18 protein-coding genes are annotated in these 19,658 nt (G+C 64.9%); 10 read left to right on the top strand and 8 right to left on the bottom strand.

What is annotated here, in order from left to right; translation table 11 throughout:
- Positions 1-20 precede the first annotated feature (20 nt).
- Positions 21-1,091 carry an XdhC family protein gene (locus tag ACK2VC_RS09805; protein WP_486730160.1) on the top strand — a complete coding sequence of 357 codons (1,071 nt, stop codon included), beginning with the start codon at positions 21-23 and terminating at the stop codon, positions 1,089-1,091.
- 131 nt (positions 1,092-1,222) lie between these two features.
- On the opposite strand, the gene ACK2VC_RS09800 is transcribed toward ACK2VC_RS09805, so the two are convergent.
- The gene (locus ACK2VC_RS09800) at positions 1,223-1,837 is read right to left on the bottom strand and encodes a nucleotidyltransferase family protein (protein WP_486730159.1); all 615 of its coding nucleotides are present in this window, start codon (positions 1,835-1,837) and stop codon (positions 1,223-1,225) included.
- 259 nt (positions 1,838-2,096) lie between these two features.
- Here ACK2VC_RS09800 and ACK2VC_RS09795 point away from each other — a divergent pair, with 259 nt between their 5' ends.
- The gene (locus ACK2VC_RS09795) at positions 2,097-3,485 is read left to right on the top strand and encodes an FAD-binding oxidoreductase (RefSeq protein WP_486730158.1); all 1,389 of its coding nucleotides are present in this window, start codon (positions 2,097-2,099) and stop codon (positions 3,483-3,485) included.
- 4 nt (positions 3,486-3,489) lie between these two features.
- On the opposite strand, the gene ACK2VC_RS09790 is transcribed toward ACK2VC_RS09795, so the two are convergent.
- The 3 genes from ACK2VC_RS09790 to ACK2VC_RS09780 all read right to left on the bottom strand — a co-directional run bounded on the left by ACK2VC_RS09790 (position 3,490) and on the right by ACK2VC_RS09780 (position 6,248).
- Entirely contained in the window at positions 3,490-4,866 is a 1,377-nt protein-coding gene (locus tag ACK2VC_RS09790; protein WP_486730157.1) for a TrkH family potassium uptake protein, read from the bottom strand.
- Positions 4,863-5,513: a potassium channel family protein gene (locus tag ACK2VC_RS09785; RefSeq protein ID WP_486730156.1), complete on the bottom strand. Its 651-nt coding sequence runs from the start codon at positions 5,511-5,513 to the stop codon at positions 4,863-4,865. The genes ACK2VC_RS09790 and ACK2VC_RS09785 overlap by 4 nt, the downstream gene beginning before the upstream one ends.
- Before the next feature lie 72 nt (positions 5,514-5,585).
- The gene (locus tag ACK2VC_RS09780) at positions 5,586-6,248 is read right to left on the bottom strand and encodes a TetR/AcrR family transcriptional regulator (protein WP_486730155.1); all 663 of its coding nucleotides are present in this window, start codon (positions 6,246-6,248) and stop codon (positions 5,586-5,588) included.
- A gap of 180 nt (positions 6,249-6,428) precedes the next feature.
- On the opposite strand from ACK2VC_RS09780, the gene ACK2VC_RS09775 reads away from it, so the two are divergent.
- Genes ACK2VC_RS09775 through ACK2VC_RS09760 form a run of 4 tightly spaced genes read left to right on the top strand, consistent with a single transcriptional unit; the run spans position 6,429 to position 12,055 of the window.
- The gene (locus ACK2VC_RS09775; protein WP_486730154.1) at positions 6,429-7,583 is read left to right on the top strand and encodes an acyl-CoA dehydrogenase family protein; all 1,155 of its coding nucleotides are present in this window, start codon (positions 6,429-6,431) and stop codon (positions 7,581-7,583) included.
- A 26-nt stretch (positions 7,584-7,609) separates the two neighbouring features.
- Entirely contained in the window at positions 7,610-8,815 is a 1,206-nt protein-coding gene (locus ACK2VC_RS09770) for an acetyl-CoA C-acetyltransferase (protein ID WP_486730153.1), read from the top strand.
- A 13-nt stretch (positions 8,816-8,828) separates the two neighbouring features.
- Positions 8,829-10,979 (top strand): 3-hydroxyacyl-CoA dehydrogenase NAD-binding domain-containing protein, encoded by a 2,151-nt coding sequence (locus tag ACK2VC_RS09765; protein ID WP_486730152.1) that lies wholly within the window; start codon positions 8,829-8,831, stop codon positions 10,977-10,979.
- Positions 10,976-12,055 carry a CaiB/BaiF CoA transferase family protein gene (locus tag ACK2VC_RS09760; protein ID WP_486730151.1) on the top strand — a complete coding sequence of 360 codons (1,080 nt, stop codon included), beginning with the start codon at positions 10,976-10,978 and terminating at the stop codon, positions 12,053-12,055. Before ACK2VC_RS09765 ends, ACK2VC_RS09760 begins: the two co-directional genes overlap by 4 nt.
- A 38-nt stretch (positions 12,056-12,093) precedes the next feature.
- Here ACK2VC_RS09760 and ACK2VC_RS09755 read toward each other — a convergent pair whose 3' ends face one another.
- The 3 genes from ACK2VC_RS09755 to ACK2VC_RS09745 all read right to left on the bottom strand — a co-directional run bounded on the left by ACK2VC_RS09755 (position 12,094) and on the right by ACK2VC_RS09745 (position 14,446).
- The gene (locus ACK2VC_RS09755; protein ID WP_486730150.1) at positions 12,094-12,684 is read right to left on the bottom strand and encodes a uracil-DNA glycosylase family protein; all 591 of its coding nucleotides are present in this window, start codon (positions 12,682-12,684) and stop codon (positions 12,094-12,096) included.
- A gap of 77 nt (positions 12,685-12,761) precedes the next feature.
- A complete protein-coding gene (locus ACK2VC_RS09750) occupies positions 12,762-13,523 on the bottom strand; it encodes an ABC transporter permease (protein WP_486730149.1) in 762 nt (253 codons plus the stop codon).
- Positions 13,520-14,446: an ABC transporter ATP-binding protein gene (locus tag ACK2VC_RS09745; RefSeq protein WP_486733212.1), complete on the bottom strand. Its 927-nt coding sequence runs from the start codon at positions 14,444-14,446 to the stop codon at positions 13,520-13,522. The genes ACK2VC_RS09750 and ACK2VC_RS09745 overlap by 4 nt, the downstream gene beginning before the upstream one ends.
- 297 nt (positions 14,447-14,743) lie before the next feature.
- Between ACK2VC_RS09745 and ACK2VC_RS09740 the strand changes: the two genes are divergently transcribed.
- Positions 14,744-15,220 (top strand): SRPBCC family protein, encoded by a 477-nt coding sequence (locus ACK2VC_RS09740; RefSeq protein ID WP_486730148.1) that lies wholly within the window; start codon positions 14,744-14,746, stop codon positions 15,218-15,220.
- A gap of 10 nt (positions 15,221-15,230) precedes the next feature.
- Here the strand turns inward: ACK2VC_RS09740 and cobA are convergent, their stop codons facing one another.
- Positions 15,231-16,064, bottom strand: a complete 834-nt coding sequence (gene cobA / locus ACK2VC_RS09735) for a uroporphyrinogen-III C-methyltransferase (protein ID WP_486730147.1) — start codon at positions 16,062-16,064, stop codon at positions 15,231-15,233.
- Between the two features lie 226 nt (positions 16,065-16,290).
- On the opposite strand from cobA, the gene ACK2VC_RS09730 reads away from it, so the two are divergent.
- The 3 genes from ACK2VC_RS09730 to ACK2VC_RS09720 are packed head-to-tail and all read left to right on the top strand — an operon-like array spanning position 16,291 to position 19,650.
- Positions 16,291-18,018 carry a cytochrome D1 domain-containing protein gene (locus ACK2VC_RS09730; RefSeq protein ID WP_486733211.1) on the top strand — a complete coding sequence of 576 codons (1,728 nt, stop codon included), beginning with the start codon at positions 16,291-16,293 and terminating at the stop codon, positions 18,016-18,018.
- 46 nt (positions 18,019-18,064) lie between these two features.
- Positions 18,065-18,478: a c-type cytochrome gene (locus ACK2VC_RS09725; protein WP_486730146.1), complete on the top strand. Its 414-nt coding sequence runs from the start codon at positions 18,065-18,067 to the stop codon at positions 18,476-18,478.
- A 32-nt stretch (positions 18,479-18,510) separates the two neighbouring features.
- A complete protein-coding gene (locus ACK2VC_RS09720; RefSeq protein ID WP_486733210.1) occupies positions 18,511-19,650 on the top strand; it encodes a cytochrome D1 domain-containing protein in 1,140 nt (379 codons plus the stop codon).
- The last annotated feature ends 8 nt before the right edge of the window (positions 19,651-19,658 follow it).

The raw sequence follows: 19,658 nt of genomic DNA, 5'->3' as shown, positions 1-19,658 counted from the left end.
GCAACGAAAAAGGAGTGGCGATGGAAAACCTCGACGTGATGGTATTGCGCACGCTGCGCGACTGGCGCCTGGCCGGCAAGCGCGCCCTGCTGGCGACCGTGGTGCGCACCTGGGGCTCGTCGCCGCGGCCGGTCGGTTCGATCATGGCGCTGTGCGAAGATGGTGTGGTGGCCGGCTCGGTCTCGGGCGGCTGCATCGAAGATGACCTGATCTATCGCCATACGCAAGCCTATGCCAGCCAGGATGCGAGCAAGCAAATTCCCAGCGGCGCGCCCGGTTTCGTCAAGTACGGCGTCACGGCCGACGAGGCGCACCGCTTCGGCCTGCCGTGCGGCGGCACGCTGGAATTATTACTGGAATACGACCCCGACGCCGCCAGCCTGGCCAGCCTGGTCGGCGCGCTGGAAAGCGGGCAGTCGATGCGGCGAACGGTACGCCTGGCCGATGGCCTGGTGTCGCTGGCCCCGGCCAGCGCGCCGGCGGAACTGGACCTGACGCCGACCGAACTGGTCAATAGCTTCGGCCCGGAATACCGGATGCTGCTGATCGGCGCCGGCCATCTGGCCGAGTACCTGGCGACGATGGCGCTGTTTTCCGGCTTTACCGTCACCGTCTGCGACCCGCGCGAAGAGTACCGCAGCGGCTGGTCGGTGGCCGGTGCCAAGGTGGTGGCCGAGATGCCGGATGACGTGGTGCTGGACTTCAAGCCCGACCACCGCAGTTGCGTGGTGGCGCTGACGCACGACCCCAAGCTGGACGACCTGGCGCTGCTGGAGGCGCTCAAGACCGAGGCGTTTTACGTCGGCGCGATCGGTTCGCGCCGCAACAACGACGCCCGCAAGCAACGCATGATCGAGCACTTCGAGCAGACCGAGGCCAGCCTGCAACGGCTGCGCGGCCCGATCGGCATCTACATCGGCAGCAAGACGCCGCCCGAGATCGCGGTCAGCGTGATGGCGGAAATTCTCGCCGTCAAGAATGGCGTGACCCTGCCGCGCGACATGAACGTCGCGCAAGCCAAGAACGAACGCGCGATCGTCCACAACGATCCGGGCGAGATGGTGTGCGCGCTGCCGCAGGCGCAGGCGTGACGTCAGCCGCCGGCTCCAGCCACATACTCCATCAATACATGGCCCGTTCCACCCTTGAAACGGGATCTATTTGGATATACTCTGCGATTCGATGAAATAGGCTGTCAACTGGCCGGATTCCGGCTTGGCGCTCAACTGCCTTGCAAATCCGTAACCGTATCGATGTCGCGGCAGACGCCCGGATCATCGACCGCGATTTCGACCACCGGATAGTGTTGCAGCAGCTTGCGGGCGCCGACGTCCCCCGACAGTTGCAGCAGATGTTCCAGATGCACGCGGCCGAATCCCACCGGATTGCCGCGCACGCCGTGGTAGACCGGAACCGCGATCCCTGCCCCTTGCGCCAGCGCAGCCACGATCCGGCTAATGGTGTCCGGACGCACGAACGGCATGTCGCCCAGCGCGATCACCCAGCCGCTGGCGTCTTGCGTTGCCCGCAAGCCATGCACCAGGGAAGCCGCCATGCCGCTGTCGGCGTCGACGCATTCGGTCATCTCCACGTCCAGCGCGGAGAGCTGCGCGGCGAGGTCGGGCGAAGCGGGCGGAACCACCGCCAGCGTTCTGCCGACCGCGGCCTGCAGGCTTTTCGCTGCTTGCGCCACCACCGTGTCGCCGCCCGGCAAGCGCTGCAGCAACTTGTTGCGGATGCCGGCCGGATCGAAGCGGCGGCCCTTGCCTGCCGCCAGCAGGATTCCCGCCGTGTGCAATTCTTCCGGTTGGTTCGCCGCCACGTTGCTCTGACCCATGTTGCCCCCGTTTTAATTGCCGTCCAGCCGGCTTGCCAAGGTGAAACACAAAGCGGCCACGAATGAGTTGAGAAAGATCAAACTCCAGACGGGCCTGAGCCGTATTGTAAGTAGAACGGCTGCCGATGCACGCTTCACGCCATCTGGCTGCGACCGTGAGCCAGCCTTCGCCGTCATGCGCCGTCGTACCGGGGCTTGCCAGCCTGCCGAACACTCCCGCCGTCCTTTGGAACTGCCATCATTCTTGCCGAGGTGGATCATGCCCAACCTGAAAAACGAAATCGTCGATCAATTCAAAGCCGGCTTGCGCGGCCCGCTGCTGCGGCCGGACGATCCCGGCTACGATCAGGCGCGCAGCGTCTGGAATGCGATGATCGATCGCCGGCCGGCACTGATCGTGCGCTGCGCCGGGGTGGCCGACGTCATGCGCGCGGTGGTCTTCGCGCGCGACAACGATTTGCTGCTGGCGGTGCGCGGCGGCGGCCACAACATCGCCGGCAATGCGGTATGCGACGGCGGCCTGATGCTCGACATGTCGCTGATGCGCTCGGCCTGGATCGATGTCCACGCCAGGCACGCATTCGTCGAAGCCGGCGCCACGCTGGGCGACTTCGACCACGAGGCGCAGGCGTTCGGACTGGCGACGCCGCTCGGCATCAATTCCACCACCGGCGTCGCCGGCCTGACGCTGGGCGGCGGCTTCGGCTGGTTGAGCCGCAAGCACGGCCTGACGGTCGACAACCTGATTGCGGCTGAGATCGTCAGCGCCGACGGCGAACGGCGCTGGACCAGCGCCGAGCAGGAGCCCGACCTGTTCTGGGCGATCCGCGGCGGCGGCGGCAACTTCGGCGTGGTGACGCTGTTTGAATTCCAGTTGCATGCAGTCGGGCCGGAAATCTTCGGCGGCCTGATCGTGTTCCCGCACGACCAGGCCAAGTCGGTGCTGACCCAATACCGCGATTTCGTCGGGCGCCTGCCACAGGATTTGAGCGTGTGGGCGGTGCTGCGGCAGGCGCCGCCGCTGCCGTTTTTGCCGGCAGCGGTGCATGGCAAGGATGTGGTGGTGCTGGCCGCGTTCTACTGCGGCAAGAGCGCCGACGGCCCGGCGGCGGTCGAGCCGCTGCGCGGCTTCGGCCAGCCCTACGGCGAACATCTCGGGCCGATGCCGTACACCGCCTGGCAAAAGGCGTTCGACCCGCTCTTGACGCCGGGCGCGCGCAACTACTGGAAATCGCACAACTTCAGCGCGTTGAGCGACGATGCGATCGACACCGTGATCCGCTACGCCGGCCAGTTGCCGTCGCCGCAGTGCGAAATCTTCCTCGGCCTGATCGGCGGCGAGGCCAGCCGGCCAGCAGCGGATGCCACCGCCTACCCGCACCGCGACGCGCTGTACGCGATGAACGTCCATACGCGCTGGAGCGATCCAGCCGAAGACCGCAAGTGCATCGACTGGGCGCGCGCCTTCTTCGACGCCGCCGCGCCGTATGCCAGCGGCAGCGTGTATGTCAATTTCCTGACCCAGGACGAGGCCGGACGGATCGGCGCCGCCTACGGGCCGAACTACGAGCGCCTGGTGCGGGTGAAAAACCGCTACGACCCGCGCAACCTGTTCCGGCAGAACCAGAATATCGCGCCGAACGTATAGCCGATCAGCCGATTGCCACCTGCCCGGCCGGATAGCGGACCGCCGCGCCACGCGGATTGGCAATCACGAACGCCAGCGTCAGCGGCCCGACGCGGCCGATCAGCATCAGCAGCATGATCACGCCCTGGCCGGCGGCCGACAGCCGCGGCGTGACGTCGCGCGACAGGCCGACGGTGGACAGCGCTGAGACCACCTCGAACGCCAGGTCGAGAAAGTTGCCATCTTCGGTCAGCAGCAGCACGAAGGTGGCGCCGACCGCGCACAGCATCGCGATCAGCGTCACTGCCAGCGCCTTTTGCACGGTGGCGGCATCGATGCCGCGGCCGAATACCACCGGCTGCGCTCGCTGCTGCATGAAGGCGCGCGTCGCCACCAGCAGGATGATGAAGGTGGATAGCTTGATGCCGCCGCCGGTCGAGCCGCTGCCGGCACCGATGAACATCAAGGCCATCACGAACAGCGCGGAAGACGGCAGCAGATGGCCGATATCAACCGTGCTCATGCCGGCGCTGCGCGGCGTCACCGCCTGGAACCAGGTGGCCCACAGCCTGGCGCCCCAATCATGGAGGCCGCCGATGGTGGCCGGGTTGCCATACTCCAGCAGCAACAGCACCAGCATCGCCACCGCGTTGATCACCAGGGTGCCGACCAGCATCAGCTTGGTATGCAGCGTCAGGTCGGCGAAGCGCTTCTTGCCGCGCAGGTCGGTCACCACCACGAAGCCGATGCCGCCGGCGATGAACAACAGCGAGATCACGCTGTTGACCAAGGGGCTGCCGGCGTACGCGACCAGGCTGTTCGGCTCGAGCGCGAAGCCGGCATTGTTGAAGGCCGAGATCGCATGAAACAGGCTGTAGTACAGCCCGCGGCCCCAGCCCATCTGCGGCACCCATTGCAGCGCCAGCAAGGCGGTGCCGAGCACTTCCATGACGGCAACGAACGCAATCATGGTGCGCAGCAGTTGCCCAAGGTCGCCGCGTCCGGTCTGGTTGAAGGAATCGCGCAGCGCGGCGCGATCGCGCAGGCGCAACCGGCCGCTGCTGAGATGCATGAAAAACACGCCGAAGGTCATCAAGCCAAGCCCGCCAAGCTGGATCAGCAGCAACAGCACAGCCTGCCCGAACAGCGTGAACTGGCTGCCGACATCGACCACCGACAGGCCGGTGATGGTGGCGGCCGAGACCGCGGTAAACAGCGCCTGCAGCCAGCTGGTCGGGACCTGGGTCGCGATCGGCAGCTTGAGCAGCAGCGCGCCGGCCAGAGCCAGACCGACGAATGACAGGATCAGCGCCTGCGGCGGCGTCAGGCGCCCCACTCCGGCGCCGACCTTTACCCGCAACCGATGCGCCAGCCGCGGCGTCAGATGGCGGCGCCCCCTCATAGCAGCGGCGAAATCTTGCGCAGGTCGCTCAGGGCGCCGAGCAGCACGATCTGGTCGCCGCGCTGGAACACCAGGTCATCCGCACCCGCCGCCAGCACCTCCTTGCCGCGCTTGACCAGCAGCAAGCGGATTCTGCGCTGCGCCAGCCCGAGCGCCGCCACGTCACGCCCGGCCAGTCGCTCGGAGGCACGCACCTCCACCGTGAACTGATCGTGACCAAGATTGATGTAGTCGACCACTTCCGGATAGGTCAGCATGTGCGCCAGCCGCAGGCCCATGTCGTATTCCGGATGGACGATGTGGTCGGCGCCGAGCTTTTGCAGGATGCGGTGATGGTTGTGGGTCAGCGCCTTGGACCAGACCGCCGGCTTGTGCATGTTCTTGATGTTGAGCGTGATCAGGATGTTGGCTTCCATGTCCGAACCCATCGCCACCACCACCGCGTCGCATTCGGCCACGCCGAGGTCGCGCAAGGTTTTTTCATCGCGCGCATCCGCCACCACCGCCTGCGTGACGCTGTCGGCGATGTCGTTGACGCGGCCGGCATCGGAGTCGATGCATAGCACCTCGTGCCCGAGCCGCGCCAGTTCGCGCGCGGCGGTGCTGCCGAAAGCGCCGAGTCCGATGACGGCGAAAGTACGTTTCATGTTCGAGTTCGACCTGGGTTGAAAGACAAGGGCAAATTAAACCATACGACGGATCAAATGCCGGACGGTAAGTCAATCAGCCGACATGGCGCGCCACAAAATATGAAACAGCTCATCGAACTGGTCGATCAGTGGGCGTTCTTCGCCACGCACGATGTGCATCAGCACCACGCGCCCGATGATGCCCATGAAGACATCCAGCAGCACCTTGCTGGACACGCGGTGGTTCAGCACGCCACGCTCCTGGCCGTCCTTGAACACGCCAAGAAAGGCGCGCATCAGTTCAGGATTTTCATAGATGTCGATGTTCTGGTAGCGCGACACCGGTAGGGCCGTAAACAGCAGCAGCATCACGGCCGGGTGGCGGTCCATGTAGTCGAGCGTCACCCAGCAGGTCTTGCGCAGCCGCTCGCGCGCGTCGTCGATGCCTTGCAGGTGATCGATCATGCGCTCGGCCAGGCGGCCCAGCATCACATCCAGCATGGTGTAGACCAGGATTTCCTTGCTGCCGAAGTATTTGTAGATGGTTTGCAGCGACACATTGGCCGAGCGGGCCACGTCCAGCAGGCCGACGTCGTGAAAGTCGCGCGTCGAAAATAATTCGAGCACGGCTTTTTCGATGCGGCGCCAGGTATCGGGCCGCATCGCGTGGTGCGCGGCGCGACGCTCGTGCGGCGGTACGGGTTCCGCAGCACCCGCGGCGGCAGCGGTGGGAGGCCGGCGAGGAGAAGGCATGGGACAAGACTCGTTCAGGATGGAAATTTGAATTACCAAATATATGGAATCCGGCCTGCAAGCAGCATTTCTTCTTGCAATGAGGACGCCGGACGGACACCATAGCCAGATACAGGCACCCAACCCCGGGGTGCCGTTGGCCGTGATAGTAATCTAAATTACCGCAATTGGAGAACCGAGATGCCGATCAACAACTTCGCCCCTCCCTGGATGACCGCAGAGCACTCGATGCTGCTGGACTCGGCCACCCGCTTCTTCAAGGAACAATGGGGGCCCAAGGACGAAGCCTGGCGCGCCGCCGGCGTGATGGATCGCCAAGCCTGGCTGGACGCCGGCGCCAACGGCTTCCTGTGCGCCTCGATGCCGGAAGCCTATGGCGGCGGCGGCGGCGATTTCGGCCACGAAGCGGTATTGATCCTGGCCCAGGGCGCGGCGGCGATCGGCGGTTTTGGCGGTTCGCTGCACTCCGGCATCGTCGCCCCCTATATCCTGCGCTATGGCACCGAACAACAAAAGCAGCGCTGGCTGCCGAAGCTGGCCAGCGGCGAGTTGATCGGCGCCATCGCCATGACCGAACCGGGCACCGGCTCCGATCTGCAGGGCGTGCAGACCCGCGCCGTCCTGAAGGGCGACCGCTACCGCATCAACGGCAGCAAGACCTTCATCACCAACGGCCAGTTGGCCAATCTGGTGATCGTGGTCTGCAAGACCGACAAGGACAAGGGCGCGCAGGGCATCTCGCTGCTGGTGGTCGAGACCGAGCAGGCGCCGGGGTTCCGGCGCGGCCGCAACCTCGACAAGATCGGCATGGAGGCGCAAGACACCTCCGAGCTGTTCTTCGACGACGTGGCGGTGCCGGCCGACAATCTGCTGGGCGGCCAGGAAGGTCAGGGCTTTTTCCAGTTGATGCAGGAGTTGCCGCAGGAGCGGCTGATCGTGGCGGTCGCCGGGATTGCCGCGATGGAGCTGGCGATGAAGGAGACGCTGGCCTATACGAAAGAGCGCAAGGCCTTCGGCAAGCCGATCTTCAACTTCCAGAACACCCGCTTCAAGCTGGCCGAATGCCAGGCGCTGCTGCTGGCCTCGCGCGCGCTGGTGGACGCCGCCATGGTGGCGCACCTGAAGGGTGAGCTGGGAGTCGACCGCGCCGCGCTGATCAAGTACTGGATCACCGACAACCAGTGCAAGCTGATCGACGAATGCCTGCAACTGTTCGGCGGCTACGGCTACATGAAGGAATACCCGATCGCCCGCCTGTACGCCGATGCCCGCGTGCAGCGCATCTACGGCGGCACCAATGAAATCATGAAAGAGCTGGCTTCGCGCTTCCTCTGACCCATCCATTTTTTGAAGGAACTGGCATGACTGAAGCCTATATTTTCGACGCCGTGCGCACCCCGCGCGGCAAGGGCAAGAAGGACGGCAGCCTGCACCAGGCCTCGCCGGTGTGGCTGCTGCGCACGCTGCTGCAGGCGCTGCAGCGGCGCAATCGGCTCGACACCGCACTGGTCGACGACGTGATCCTGGGTTGCGTGACCCCAGTCGGCGAACAAGGGGCCGACATCGCCCGCACCGCGGTGCTGGACGCCGGCTGGGCCGAAAACGTGGCCGGCGTGACGCTGTCGCGCTTCTGCGGCTCGGGGCTGGAAGCGGTCAACCTGGCCGCCGCACAGATCGCCTCCGGCATGGAAGACATGCTGGTGGCCGGCGGCGTCGAATCGATGAGCCGCTGGGCGATGGGCAGCGACGGCGGCGCCTGGATCATGGATCCGCGCATCAACAGCGCGCTGGCGTTCGTGCCGCAAGGGATCAGCGCCGACCTGATCGCCACCCTGGAAGGCTTCAGCCGCGCCGACCTCGATGCCTTCGCCGCCGAATCGCACCGGCGCGCCGCGCAAGCCCAGGTCGAGGGCCGCTTCGAGAAATCCATCGTCGCGGTGCAGGACATCAACGGCATGACGCTGCTCAACCGCGACGAAACCATCCGTCCCGGCACCTCGGTCGAATCGCTGTCCAAGCTCAATCCGTCGTTTGAAATGATGGGTGCGATGGGCTTCGACGCCACCGCGCTGGACAAGTACACCACCATCGAGAAAATCAACCACGGGCACCACGCCGGCAATTCCTCCGGCATCGTCGACGGCGCCGCGCTGCTGCTGTTGGGCAGCAAGGAAGCCGGTCTCAAGGCTGGCCTGAAGCCACGCGCACGGGTGCGCATGTGCTCGGTGATCGGCTCCGAGCCGACCATCATGCTGACCGGCCCGACCCCGGCCTGCCGCAAGGCGCTCGGCAAGCTGGGCATGGCCCCGGCCGACATCGACCTGTGGGAAATCAACGAAGCCTTCGCCACCGTGCCGATGAAGACCGCACGCGATTTGGGTATCTCGCTGGGCCGGGTCAACGTCAATGGCGGCGCGATCGCGATGGGCCATCCGCTGGGCGCCACCGGCGCCATCATCCTCGGCACCGCGCTGGACGAGCTGGAGCGCAGCGGCAAGGGCACCGCGCTGGCCACGCTGTGCATTGGCGCCGGCATGGGCATCGCCACCATCATCGAACGCGTTTGAGGAAGACCACGACATGACACAAGCCAACACCCTCACCTTCGAGATCGACGCCAACGGCATCGGCCTGGTTACCTTCGACCAGCCGGCGCGCGCGATGAACGTGCTGAATCCATCGCTGGCCGAACCGTTCGCCGCCATCGTCGAGCGGCTGGAGCAGGACGCCGCCATCAAGGGCCTGGTGCTCACTTCCGGCAAGCCGACCTTCATCGTCGGCGCCGACATCGATCAACTGACCCGAATCGAAAGCGCCGAAGAAGCCTTCGCGCTGGCCGAAGGCCTGAAGGCGCTGCTGCGCCGGATGGAAAAATGCGGCAAGCCCGTGGTCGCCGCCTTGAATGGCACGGCGCTCGGCGGCGGCCTGGAACTGGCGCTGGCCTGCCACGCCCGCTTTGCGCTGGCCGACCCCAAACTGAAACTCGGCCTGCCGGAAGTCAAGCTGGGCCTGCTGCCGGGCGGCGGCGGCACGCAGCGACTGCCGCGCATGATCGGCATCCAGCAAAGCTTCGAGCTGATCACCCAGGGCAAGGAATTGTCCGCCGCCAAGGCGAAGGAAATGGGCCTGGTCAACGAGCTGGCGGCCGACCGCGCCGAACTGCTGCAGAAGGCGCGCGCCTGGTGCCTGGCGCACCCGAAACCGGTGCAGCCGTGGGACGCCAAGGGCTTCCGCTTTCCCGGCGGCGACAGCAAGAGCCCGGCGGTGGTGCAGGTGCTGGCGATCGCGCCGTCGATGGCGAACGCCAAGGCGCACGGCAACTACCCGGCCGTCACCCACATCATGTCCTGCCTGTTCGAGGGCGGCTTGCTGGACTTCGATGCCGCATCGCAAGTCGAGTCTCGCTACTTCGCCGCCTGCGTGATGTCGCCGGCATCGAAGAACATGATCGGCACGCTGTGGCACCAGTTGAATTCGATCAAGAAAGGCCAGTCGCGGCCGAAGGATTTTGCGCCCGCCAAGGTCAGGAAACTCGGCATCCTCGGCGCCGGCATGATGGGTGCAGGGATCGCCTACGTCTCGGCCAAGGCCGGCATCGAGGTGGTGCTGCTCGACACCACGCAGGAAAATGCCGAGCGCGGCAAGGCCTACTCGCAGGGCCTGCTGGACAAGGCGGTGGCGCGCGGCAAGAGCAGCGCCGAACAGCGCGAGCAACTGCTGGCGCGCATTGCGCCGACCACCCGCTACGATGATCTGAAGGCCTGCGACCTGGTGATCGAGGCGGTGTTCGAAGACCGCGCAATCAAGGCCGCCTGCACGCAGAAAACCGAAGCCGTGCTCGCGGCCGATGCAGTGTACGCGTCCAACACCTCGACCCTGCCGATCACCGGCCTAGCGAAGGCCAGCGCGCGGCCGGCCAATTTCATCGGCCTGCATTTCTTTTCACCGGTGGACAAGATGCCGCTGGTCGAGATCATCGTCGGCGCGCAAACCTCGGACGAAACGCTGGCACGCGGCTTCGACTACGTGCTGCAGATCGGCAAGACGCCGATCGTGGTCAACGACAGCCGCGGCTTCTACACCTCGCGCGTGTTCGCCACCTACGTGATGGAAGGCCTGGCGATGCTGGCCGAAGGGGTGCATCCGCGCTCGATCGAAGTGGCCGGGGTCAAGGCCGGCATGCCGATGCCACCGCTGGCGCTGCAGGACGAGGTCTCGCTCAGCCTGTCGCTGCACATCGGCGAGCAGACCAGGAAGGATTTGGCGGCTGAAGGCAAGACGCTGCCCGAGCATCCGGGCGCGGCGGTGCTGCAACTGGTCGGCGCCCAGCATGGGCGGGTCGGCAAGAAGGCGGGCCAGGGCTTTTACGACTACCGCGGCAAGGAAAAGAGCCTGTGGCCGGAACTGACCACGCTATTCCCGCCGGCAGCCGAACAGCCGGCGCAGCAGGAACTGGTCGACCGCCTGATGTACATCCAGGCCAACGAAGCCGCACGCTGCTTCGAGGAAGGCGTGCTGCGCTCGGTGGCCGACGCCAACATCGGCTCGATCTTCGGCTGGGGCTTCGCGCCGTTCCATGGCGGCGCGCTGCAGTTCATCAACGCCATCGGCGCGACGCGCTTCGTGGAACGCTCGCGGCAACTGGCCGAGCGCTACGGCGAGCGCTTCGCGCCGGCCGCGATCGTGCTGCGGCAGGCGGCCGAGGGCAGGCGCTTCGAGGACGCCGTGTGACGGTTGCCGGCAACGAGAGCAACCAGCGCGCCGGACTCGGCCAAGCCGGTGCCTTGTCGGGGCTGCTGGCCGGGCTGCGCGTCATCGATCTGACGCGCAACCTGCCGGGGCCTTTTTGCACTCGCATGCTGGCCGATCTCGGCGCCGAAATCATCAAGGTCGAGCCGCCGGAAGGCGACCCGGCCCGCGCGCTCGGCCCCTTGTTCGACGCCTTGAACCACGGCAAGGAATGCCGCCGCATCGACTTCAAGCAGAATGCCGACCTCGAGCATTTACGCGGCTGGCTGGCGACTGCCGACGTCATGCTGGACAGTTTTCGGCCCGGCGTCTTGCGGGCCTTGGGCCTGGATTTCGCGGCGCTGAAGGCGATCAACCCGAAGCTGGTGCTGGTCTCGATCACCGGCTATGGCCAGCAAGGTCCTTGGGCGCAGCGCGCCGGACACGACCTGAATTTCATGGCGATGTCCGGCGCTCTGGATCAGATACGCGCGCCCAGCGGCGAGTTGGCCCTGTCCAACGTGCAATGGGGCGACCTGTCGGCCGGCAGCGCGCTGGCCTGCATCGCCGTCCTGGCCGCGGTTTTCGATGCGCAGCGCCGCGGCCAGGGACGCCACCTGGATGTCAGCATGACGCATGGGCTGCATGCTCACCTGGTGCTGCCGCAGGCGACGGCGGCATTGCTGGCGCCGCTGCTGGGACACCGCCCGCGGGCCGGCGAAGACCTGCTGAACGGCGGCCTGCCTTGCTACAACCTGTACGCCACGGCCGACGGCCGCCATCTGGCGCTGGGCGCGCTGGAGTTCAAATTCTGGAAAGCCGCGTGCGAAGTGTTTGCACGTCCCGACTGGGTCAAGCGCCACTGGCAACGCGGCCAGGTGCCCGGCTCCGCGGATTGCGCGCTGCTGCGCGACGAGGTGGCCGCCCTGGTGGCTTCCCGGCCGCTGGCTTACTGGAGCGAGCGCTTCGAGTCCGCTGACGCCTGCGTCACACCAGTGCTGACACTGGAGGAGGCACAGGCGCACCCGCTGTTTGCCGGCAGCACCCGGCGTCAGCCATGGGCCGGGGTTGCGAGCTGATTCGGGGTCAGGGTCGAATCCTGCGCAACGACCGGTGCCTAATCCGCCAGCGCCGCCCGCACCTGTTTGCGCAACACCGGCAAGACTTCAGCGGCAAACCACGGATTGCGGGTCTGCCAGAAGCGGTTGCGCGGGCTCGGATGCGGTAGCGGCATGAAGCGCGGCAGATAATCGGCGTAAGCCGCCACGGTCGCGGTCAGGGTCGGCTTGCAGGCTTTTTTCAAGTACCAAGCCTGCGCGTAACGGCCGATCAATAGCGTAAAACGGATTTCCGGCATCGCCGCCAACAGGCGCGGGTGCCACCGCGGCGCGCACTCGGGGCGCGGCGGCAGATCGCCGCCGGCGCCCTTGCCCGGATAGCACAAGCCGACTGGCACGATCGCCACCCGGCTCGCGTCGTAAAACTGCTGCGGCGTCAATTGCAGCCAGGCCCGCAACTGATCGCCGGACGGGTCGTTCCACGGAATTCCGGTTTCGTGCACCCGGCGTCCGGGCGCCTGGCCGACGATCAGCAGGCGCGCGCCGGGGCCGGCCGCCACCACCGGGCGCGGCGCGTGCGGCAGGCTGGCGGCACAAGCCTGGCAGGCGGCAATTTCCTGGAGCAGGCAATCGAGCGGGGACGAAGACATCAATCGCAATCGGCAAGCAACATGGGCGGGGTCAGTGTAAGACGGATCGGGCGAACGCGGATGCGCGCGGCGCGGACTCAGGTCTTGAGACGGTAGCCGGTGCGGAAAATCCAGCGCACCAGCAGCAGGCACAGGGCCAGGAACGCCAGCGTCATGCCGATGCTGAGCCCGACGCTGACATCGGCGACGCCATAGAAGCTCCAGCGAAAACCGCTGATCAGGTACACCACCGGATTGAACAAGGTGACTTTTTGCCAGAACGGCGGCAGCATGTGGACCGAATAGAAGCTGCCGCCGAGGAAGGTCAACGGCGTGATGATCAGCATCGGGATGATCTGCAGTTTTTCAAAACCGTCGGCCCAGATGCCGATGATGAAGCCGAACAGGCTGAAGGTCAGCGCCGTCAGCAGCAGGAACAGTAGCATCCACAGCGGGTGGGCAATCTCGAACTCGACGAACAGGCGCGCGGTGGCCAGGATGATCAGTCCCAGGATCACCGACTTGGTGGCGGCCGCGCCGACATAGCCGGCGACGATTTCGACGCTGGAGATCGGCGCCGACAACACCTCGTAAATCGTGCCCGAGAACCGGGGCATGTAGATGCCGAACGAGGCGTTGGAAATGCTTTCGGTCAACAGCGACAGCATGATCAGGCCCGGCACGATGAAGGCGCCGTAGCTGATGCCGTCGATCTGTCCCATGCGCGAACCGATCGCCGAGCCGAACACGACGAAGTAGAGCGCGGTCGCGATCACCGGCGAAGCCAGGCTTTGCATCAGCGTGCGCCAGCTGCGCGCCAGCTCGAACAGGTAGATGGCGCGGATCGCATACAAGTTCATGGCCGCCCCCGCACCAGGCTGACGAAAATTTCCTCCAGCGAACTCTGGCTCGACTGCAGGTCCTTGAAGTCGATGCCGTGCTCGTTCAGTTGCCGCAGCAGGCCGCCGATGCCGGTCTGCTCGCCCTGCGCATCGAAGGTGTAGACCAGCTCCTCGCCGCCGGCGGACAGCTCCAGCCGGTGCGCGCCCAGCGCTTCCGGAATCTGCGCCAGCGGGCGTTGCAACTGCAACCGCAATTGCTTCTTGCCGAGCTTCTCCATCAGCGCCGCCTTGTCCTCGACCAGGATGATTTCGCCCTTGCTGATGACACCGATGCGGTCCGCCATTTCCTCGGCTTCCTCGATGTAATGAGTGGTCAGGATGATGGTGACTCCATGGTCACGCAGACGTCGCACCATCTGCCACATATCGCGCCGCAGTTCGACGTCGACACCGGCGGTCGGCTCGTCCAGGAACAGGATCTGCGGCTCGTGCGACAGCGCCTTGGCGATCATCACGCGCCGCTTCATGCCGCCTGACAGGGTCATGATGCGCGCGTCCTTCTTGTCCCACAGCGACAGCTCGCGCAGCACTTTTTCGATGTGCGCGTGATTGCGCGGCTTGCCGAACAGGCCACGGCTGAAATTGACCGTGGCCCACACGGTCTCGAACGCATCGGTGGACAATTCCTGCGGCACCAGGCCGATCTGCGCGCGCGCCGCCCGGTAGTCGGCCACGACGTCATGGCCAGCCGCTTGCACCGTGCCCTTGCTCGGATTGACGATGCCGCAAATGATGCTGATCAAGGTCGTCTTGCCGGCGCCGTTCGGCCCCAGCAGCGCAAAAATTTCGCCGCGCCGGATGTCGAGGTCGACACTCTTCAGCGCATGCAAACCGGAGGCATAGGTCTTGGTCAGATTTTTTACCGAGATGATCGACTGCATAACTTCCTTCTGCCGCAGCTTGGGATTCATGTCCGCCACAGCGGCCCGCAGCGCGGCGCAAACCGATGCGTGTCAGTCGGCCGGAGCGTGGTTTCTTTGCCGAATGATACCGAACGGCCGGCAGCGCTGCACGCAGGCGCCGCCATCGATGACACGCGAATCCGCCGGCTCTTGCCGGCAAGCACTTCGATATCCGCCCGCGCCGGCTTGCCGTCCGGCGTCGCAAATATGGTGTCTAATAGGCTATGCGTCGCCGCTGCGCGGGCGGCGACCGTTTTCACAAGCCAGGCCTACACCATGAAATTCACTCACCTGATTGAAGTCAACGACCCTCTGAACCCGCTGCTGGAGCCGCTGTCGCGCGACCAGCTGTGGCGTGGCCTGGTGCTGCGCGCGCAAGCGCCCACCTTGTTCATGCCGCACCTGGATGAATGCACGATTTTCGAGCACAACGAAGAAGTGATGTTGCGCGAATTGCGCTACGGCAGCCTGGTGATCCGCGACCAGGTGACGCTGCTGCCGCAGCAACAGGTGCAGTACCGGGTGCCGGCGCAACACGACATCGTCGCCTCCAGTCTCGACATGACGATCGAGGAGCCGCAGCCCGGCTTGCTGTACGTGCGCTTTACCTACGATGCGGACGACGCCGGTGCCGAGGGCGAGGAGGAAGCGATGTACAACGATTTCCGCCGTTCCGCCTATGAAGAAGCGGATATCGACACCATCAGCATGATTCGGGAGATGGCGGCGAGCAACCGTTTCGGGCCGGACTGAGCAGCCCCCGTCAGGCCAATGCCTCGTCCTCCAGCACTGCTTCCTGCATCCCGGCAAACCAGCCCAGACGGTCATGCAGGGCCGCCACCTGGCCGACGATGATCAGGCAAGGCGATTTGAAACCGCGCGCGGCAACCAGGCGGGAAATGTTTGCCAGCGTGCCGCGCGCGACCCGCTGCCGCGGCGTGGTGCCTTGCTCGACCACCGCGGCCGGCATATCGAACGGCTGGCCGTGCGCAATCAACTGTCGGCTGATTTCCGGCAGTGCCTTAAGTCCCATATAGATCACCACCGTCTGGCGCGGCTGCGCCAGGGTTTCCCAATCCAGATTCAGCGTGCCGTCTTGCAGGTGGCCAGTGGTGAAGATGCATGACTGCGCGTGATCGCGGTGCGTCAGCGGAATCCCGGTGTAGCACGAGATGCCGCTGGCCGCGGTGACGCCCGGCACCACTTCGTAGCGGATGCCGCCAGCCGCCAGCGCTTCCAGCTCTTCGCCGCCGCGCCCGAAGATGAAAGGGTCACCGCCTTTCAGGCGCACCACCTGGCGGCCTTGCCGTGCCAGCCGCACCAGCAGCGCGTTGATGCCGTCCTGCGACAAGGTGTGATTGCGCTCCTCTTTGCCGACGTAGATCCGTTCGGCATCGCCGCGCACCAAAGCCATGACGCCGCTGCCAACCAAGTGGTCGTACACCACGCAATCGGCCTGCCCCAGCAGGCGGGCCGCACGCAGCGTCAACAGGTCGGGATCGCCTGGCCCGGCGCCGACCAGATAAACAGTGCCGGTGCGAGGTGGCCTGACCAGCATGTCCAGCGTATCCGGCAGGGCGGGGAATTTGCTCATCATGTTTTCTGGATTCCGTTTTTTTCCAAGATCCGACTGGGTTCAGCATGGCGCCAATTTATCGCGAGCAGGTCGAAATAAAACTGATGCGGATTAAGGAAACAGAAACATGTATGCAGCAAGCTGCGGGCGACTGGAAGCAAAAGAAGTCATGCATTGCCAATCATGGCGTTCGCATTTGAATCAGCCCTATCGCAGTTCAAACATCCTTAAAAGGGGAGTCAACATGATGCTGAGTAAATCCTCGATCCACCGATTAGCGGCAACGCTGGTAGCGTTGCCGCTGGCGATCGGCATGGCCTATGCCGACGAAAAGCCGAAAGACGCGCACACCGACACGGAAATGCGCTATCAGGCCGGCAGCTCGCCGCTGGCCAACGAACCGATGCACCAGAATATCAACCCGAAAGCGCCGCCGATGAAAGAGGCGGAGTTCCAACAAGGCAAGCAGATCTACTTCGAGCGCTGCGCCGGTTGCCACGGCGTCCTGCGCAAGGGCGCCACCGGCAAGCCGCTGACTCCGGATATCACGCTTACCAAGGGCACCGACTATCTGAAGGTGTTCATTGCCTATGGTTCGCCGGCCGGCATGCCGAACTGGGGCACCTCGGGTGAGCTGACCGATGCCCAGGTCGACCTGATGGCGCGCTATATCCAGCAAGAGCCGCCGACGCCGCCGGAATTCGGCATGAAGGACATGGAAGCGACCTGGAAGGACATCATCCCGGTGGCCAAGCGTCCGACCAGGAAAATGAACAAGTACAACATCGCCAACATCTTCTCGACCACGCTGCGCGACTCCGGCGAAGTGGCGCTGATCGACGGCGATACCAAGAAGATCATCAACATCGTCAAGACCGGCTACGCAGTGCATATCTCGCGCACCTCGGCCTCGGGCCGCTATCTGTACGTGATCGGCCGCGATGCCCGCATCAACCTGATCGACCTGTGGATGGAAACACCGGACAACGTTGCCGAAATCAAGATCGGCCTCGAAGCGCGTTCGGTCGAAACCTCGAAGTACAAGGGCTTCGAAGACAAGATCGCGATCGCCGGCGCCTACTGGCCGCCGCAGTTCGTGATCATGGATGGCGCCACCCTGAAGCCGTTGAAAATCGTTTCCACCCGTGGCATGGCGGTGGATAACGAATATCACCCGGAACCGCGCGTGGCCTCGATCGTGGCCTCGCACTACCACCCGGAGTTCGTGGTCAACGCCAAGGAAACCGGCAAGATCATGATCGTCAACTACCAGGATCTGAAGAACCTGAAGACGACCACGCTCGACGCCGCGAAATTCCTGCATGACGGCGGCTTCGATTCGACCGGCCGCTACTTCATGGTGGCCGCCAACGCCTCCCACAAGATCGCGGTGGTGGATACCAAGGACAACAAGCTGGCGGCAATGGTGGATGTCGGCAACACCCCGCATCCGGGGCGCGGCGCCAACTTCCTCCATCCGAAGTTCGGTCCGGTCTGGTCCACCAGCCACCTGGGCGACGACACCATCTCGCTGATCGGCACCGACCCGATCAAGCACAAGGCGCAGGCGTGGAAAGTGGTACAGACCATTAAGGGCCAGGGTGGCGGATCGCTATTCATCAAGACCCATCCGAAGTCGAAAAACCTGTGGATCGATACGCCATTGAATCCGGATGCCAAGATCAGCCAGTCGGTCGCGGCGTACGACATCAACAACCTCGACAAGGGCTTTGTGACGCTGCCGATCGCCGAGTGGGCCGACATCGGCGACGGCGCCAAGCGCATCGTGCAGCCCGAGTACAACATGGCCGGCGACGAAGTCTGGTTCTCGGTCTGGAGCGCGAAGGACAAGCAGTCGGCGATCGTGGTGGTGGATGACAAGACGCGCAAGCTGAAAGCGGTGATCAAGGATCCGAAGCTGATCACACCGACCGGCAAGTTCAACGTCAACAATACCCAGCATGACGTCTATTAAAGCAGAGCCGTAGCCGGGCCCGGCATGGAGCGGCTCGAGCCGCCCCATGCCGGAGTCAGCAGAGAACATCGCCATGGACAGCGCATCACACTGTAGAACCGGAATCAGGACCGCCATCGCGCGCCTGTGCGCCGCCGCCCTGGTTCCATCCTGCATCTGGATTTTTCCGAGCATCTCGACGGCGGCCGATGCCGCCGCCTACGTTCCAAGCGCCGCGCGCCGCGGCGAACTCATCACACTGGTGCGGCAGGACTGCGGCTCCTGTCACGGCCTGACGCTGAAGGGAGGCCTCGGGCCGGCCCTGCTGCCGGAAACGCTAACCGACAGGCCGCGCGAAAGCTTGATCGCCACCATCCTGCAGGGCCGCACCGGCAGCGCGATGCCGCCCTGGCACCGCTTCCTGACGGAGCAGGAGGCGGCCTGGGTAGTCGATCATTTACAGAAAGGATTTCCCCCGTGAGCTACCGGATTCTTGCTGCCGCCACAGTGCTCATGGCACTCGGGGCTTGCGCCAGCCCGCCGTTGCGCGGCACCGGCGACCTCGGCGTCATCATCGAGCGCGCCAGCGGCAGCGTGCAGGTAATCGATACCACGCACCAGACCGCGATCGCATCGGTACCAGGACCGGGCGACCTGTCGCACGCCTCGCTGGTGTATTCGCGCGATGCGCGCTATGCCTACGTGTTCGGACGCGACGGTGGCCTGTCGAAGGTCGATCTGCTGAAGGGAACAATAGAGCGACGCGTGGTCCAGGCCGGCAACAGCATCGGCGGCGCGATTTCGCAGGACGGAAAACTGCTGGCGGCGCAGAACTATGCGCCAGGCGGGGTCAAGATTTTCGATGCCGACACGCTGGAACTGCTGTCCGACATCCCGGCCACCTACGGCGCGCAGGGACAGCGCTCGAAGGTGGTCGGGCTGGCCGATTTGCCGGGCAACCGCTTTGTCTGGAGCCTGTTCGACGGTGGTGAAATCTGGGTCGCCGACCTCAAGAACCCGCGCGCGCCCGACATCCAGAAGTTCACAAATATCGGGCGCGAACCCTACGATGCGCTGATCACGCCCAACGGCCGCTACTACCTGGCCGGCCTGTTCGGCGAGGATGGCCTGGCGTTGCTCGACCTGTGGCATCCGGAGCGGGGCGTCAAGCGGATACTGAACGGCTACGGCCGCGGCGAGGAAAAGCTGCCGGTGTTCAAGATGCCGCATCTGCGCGGCTGGGCGGTGGCCGGGCGCTACGCCTACCTGCCCGCGGTCGGACGCAACGAGGTACTGGTGCTGGACATGGAAACCTGGCAGGAAGCGGGCCGGATTGCGGTTGCCGGCCAGCCGGTGTTCGTGATGGCGCGCCCGGACGGGCGCCAGGTGTGGGTCAACTTCGCCTTTCCCGACAACAGCCAGGTGCAGGTGATCGACGTCGAGACGCGGCGCGTGCTAACGCGGCTGGAGCCGGGCAAGACGGTGCTGCACATGGAATTCGCGCCACGCGGCGAAACGGTCTGGATCTCGGTACGCGACGACAATCGCGTGGTGGTGTACGACACTGCGTCGTTTGCGCGCCGGGCGGAATTGCCGGCACAGGCGCCGAGCGGGATCTTCTTCACCAACCGCGCCGGCCGCATCGGTTTCTGACGACCGGA

The organism is Herbaspirillum sp. WTB6 (genome assembly GCF_057457785.1).
The sequence above is the reverse complement of the archived record's forward strand: the minus strand, read 5'-3'. Positions and strand labels throughout refer to the sequence as shown.

Excerpts from the sequence above, each read along its gene's own strand:
- ACK2VC_RS09805 (WP_486730160.1), top strand. The coding sequence starts at position 21 with ATGGAAAACCTCGACGTGATGGTATTGCGCACGCTGCGCGACTGGCGC.
- ACK2VC_RS09800 (WP_486730159.1), bottom strand. The coding sequence starts at position 1,837 with ATGGGTCAGAGCAACGTGGCGGCGAACCAACCGGAAGAATTGCACACG.
- ACK2VC_RS09795 (WP_486730158.1), top strand. The coding sequence starts at position 2,097 with ATGCCCAACCTGAAAAACGAAATCGTCGATCAATTCAAAGCCGGCTTG.
- ACK2VC_RS09790 (WP_486730157.1), bottom strand. The coding sequence starts at position 4,866 with ATGAGGGGGCGCCGCCATCTGACGCCGCGGCTGGCGCATCGGTTGCGG.
- ACK2VC_RS09785 (WP_486730156.1), bottom strand. The coding sequence starts at position 5,513 with ATGAAACGTACTTTCGCCGTCATCGGACTCGGCGCTTTCGGCAGCACC.
- ACK2VC_RS09780 (WP_486730155.1), bottom strand. The coding sequence starts at position 6,248 with ATGCCTTCTCCTCGCCGGCCTCCCACCGCTGCCGCCGCGGGTGCTGCG.
- ACK2VC_RS09775 (WP_486730154.1), top strand. The coding sequence starts at position 6,429 with ATGCCGATCAACAACTTCGCCCCTCCCTGGATGACCGCAGAGCACTCG.
- ACK2VC_RS09770 (WP_486730153.1), top strand. The coding sequence starts at position 7,610 with ATGACTGAAGCCTATATTTTCGACGCCGTGCGCACCCCGCGCGGCAAG.
- ACK2VC_RS09765 (WP_486730152.1), top strand. The coding sequence starts at position 8,829 with ATGACACAAGCCAACACCCTCACCTTCGAGATCGACGCCAACGGCATC.
- ACK2VC_RS09755 (WP_486730150.1), bottom strand. The coding sequence starts at position 12,684 with ATGTCTTCGTCCCCGCTCGATTGCCTGCTCCAGGAAATTGCCGCCTGC.
- ACK2VC_RS09750 (WP_486730149.1), bottom strand. The coding sequence starts at position 13,523 with ATGAACTTGTATGCGATCCGCGCCATCTACCTGTTCGAGCTGGCGCGC.
- ACK2VC_RS09745 (WP_486733212.1), bottom strand. The coding sequence starts at position 14,446 with ATGCAGTCGATCATCTCGGTAAAAAATCTGACCAAGACCTATGCCTCC.
- ACK2VC_RS09740 (WP_486730148.1), top strand. The coding sequence starts at position 14,744 with ATGAAATTCACTCACCTGATTGAAGTCAACGACCCTCTGAACCCGCTG.
- cobA (WP_486730147.1), bottom strand. The coding sequence starts at position 16,064 with ATGATGAGCAAATTCCCCGCCCTGCCGGATACGCTGGACATGCTGGTC.
- ACK2VC_RS09730 (WP_486733211.1), top strand. The coding sequence starts at position 16,291 with ATGCTGAGTAAATCCTCGATCCACCGATTAGCGGCAACGCTGGTAGCG.
- ACK2VC_RS09725 (WP_486730146.1), top strand. The coding sequence starts at position 18,065 with ATGCCGGAGTCAGCAGAGAACATCGCCATGGACAGCGCATCACACTGT.
- ACK2VC_RS09720 (WP_486733210.1), top strand. The coding sequence starts at position 18,511 with ATGGCACTCGGGGCTTGCGCCAGCCCGCCGTTGCGCGGCACCGGCGAC.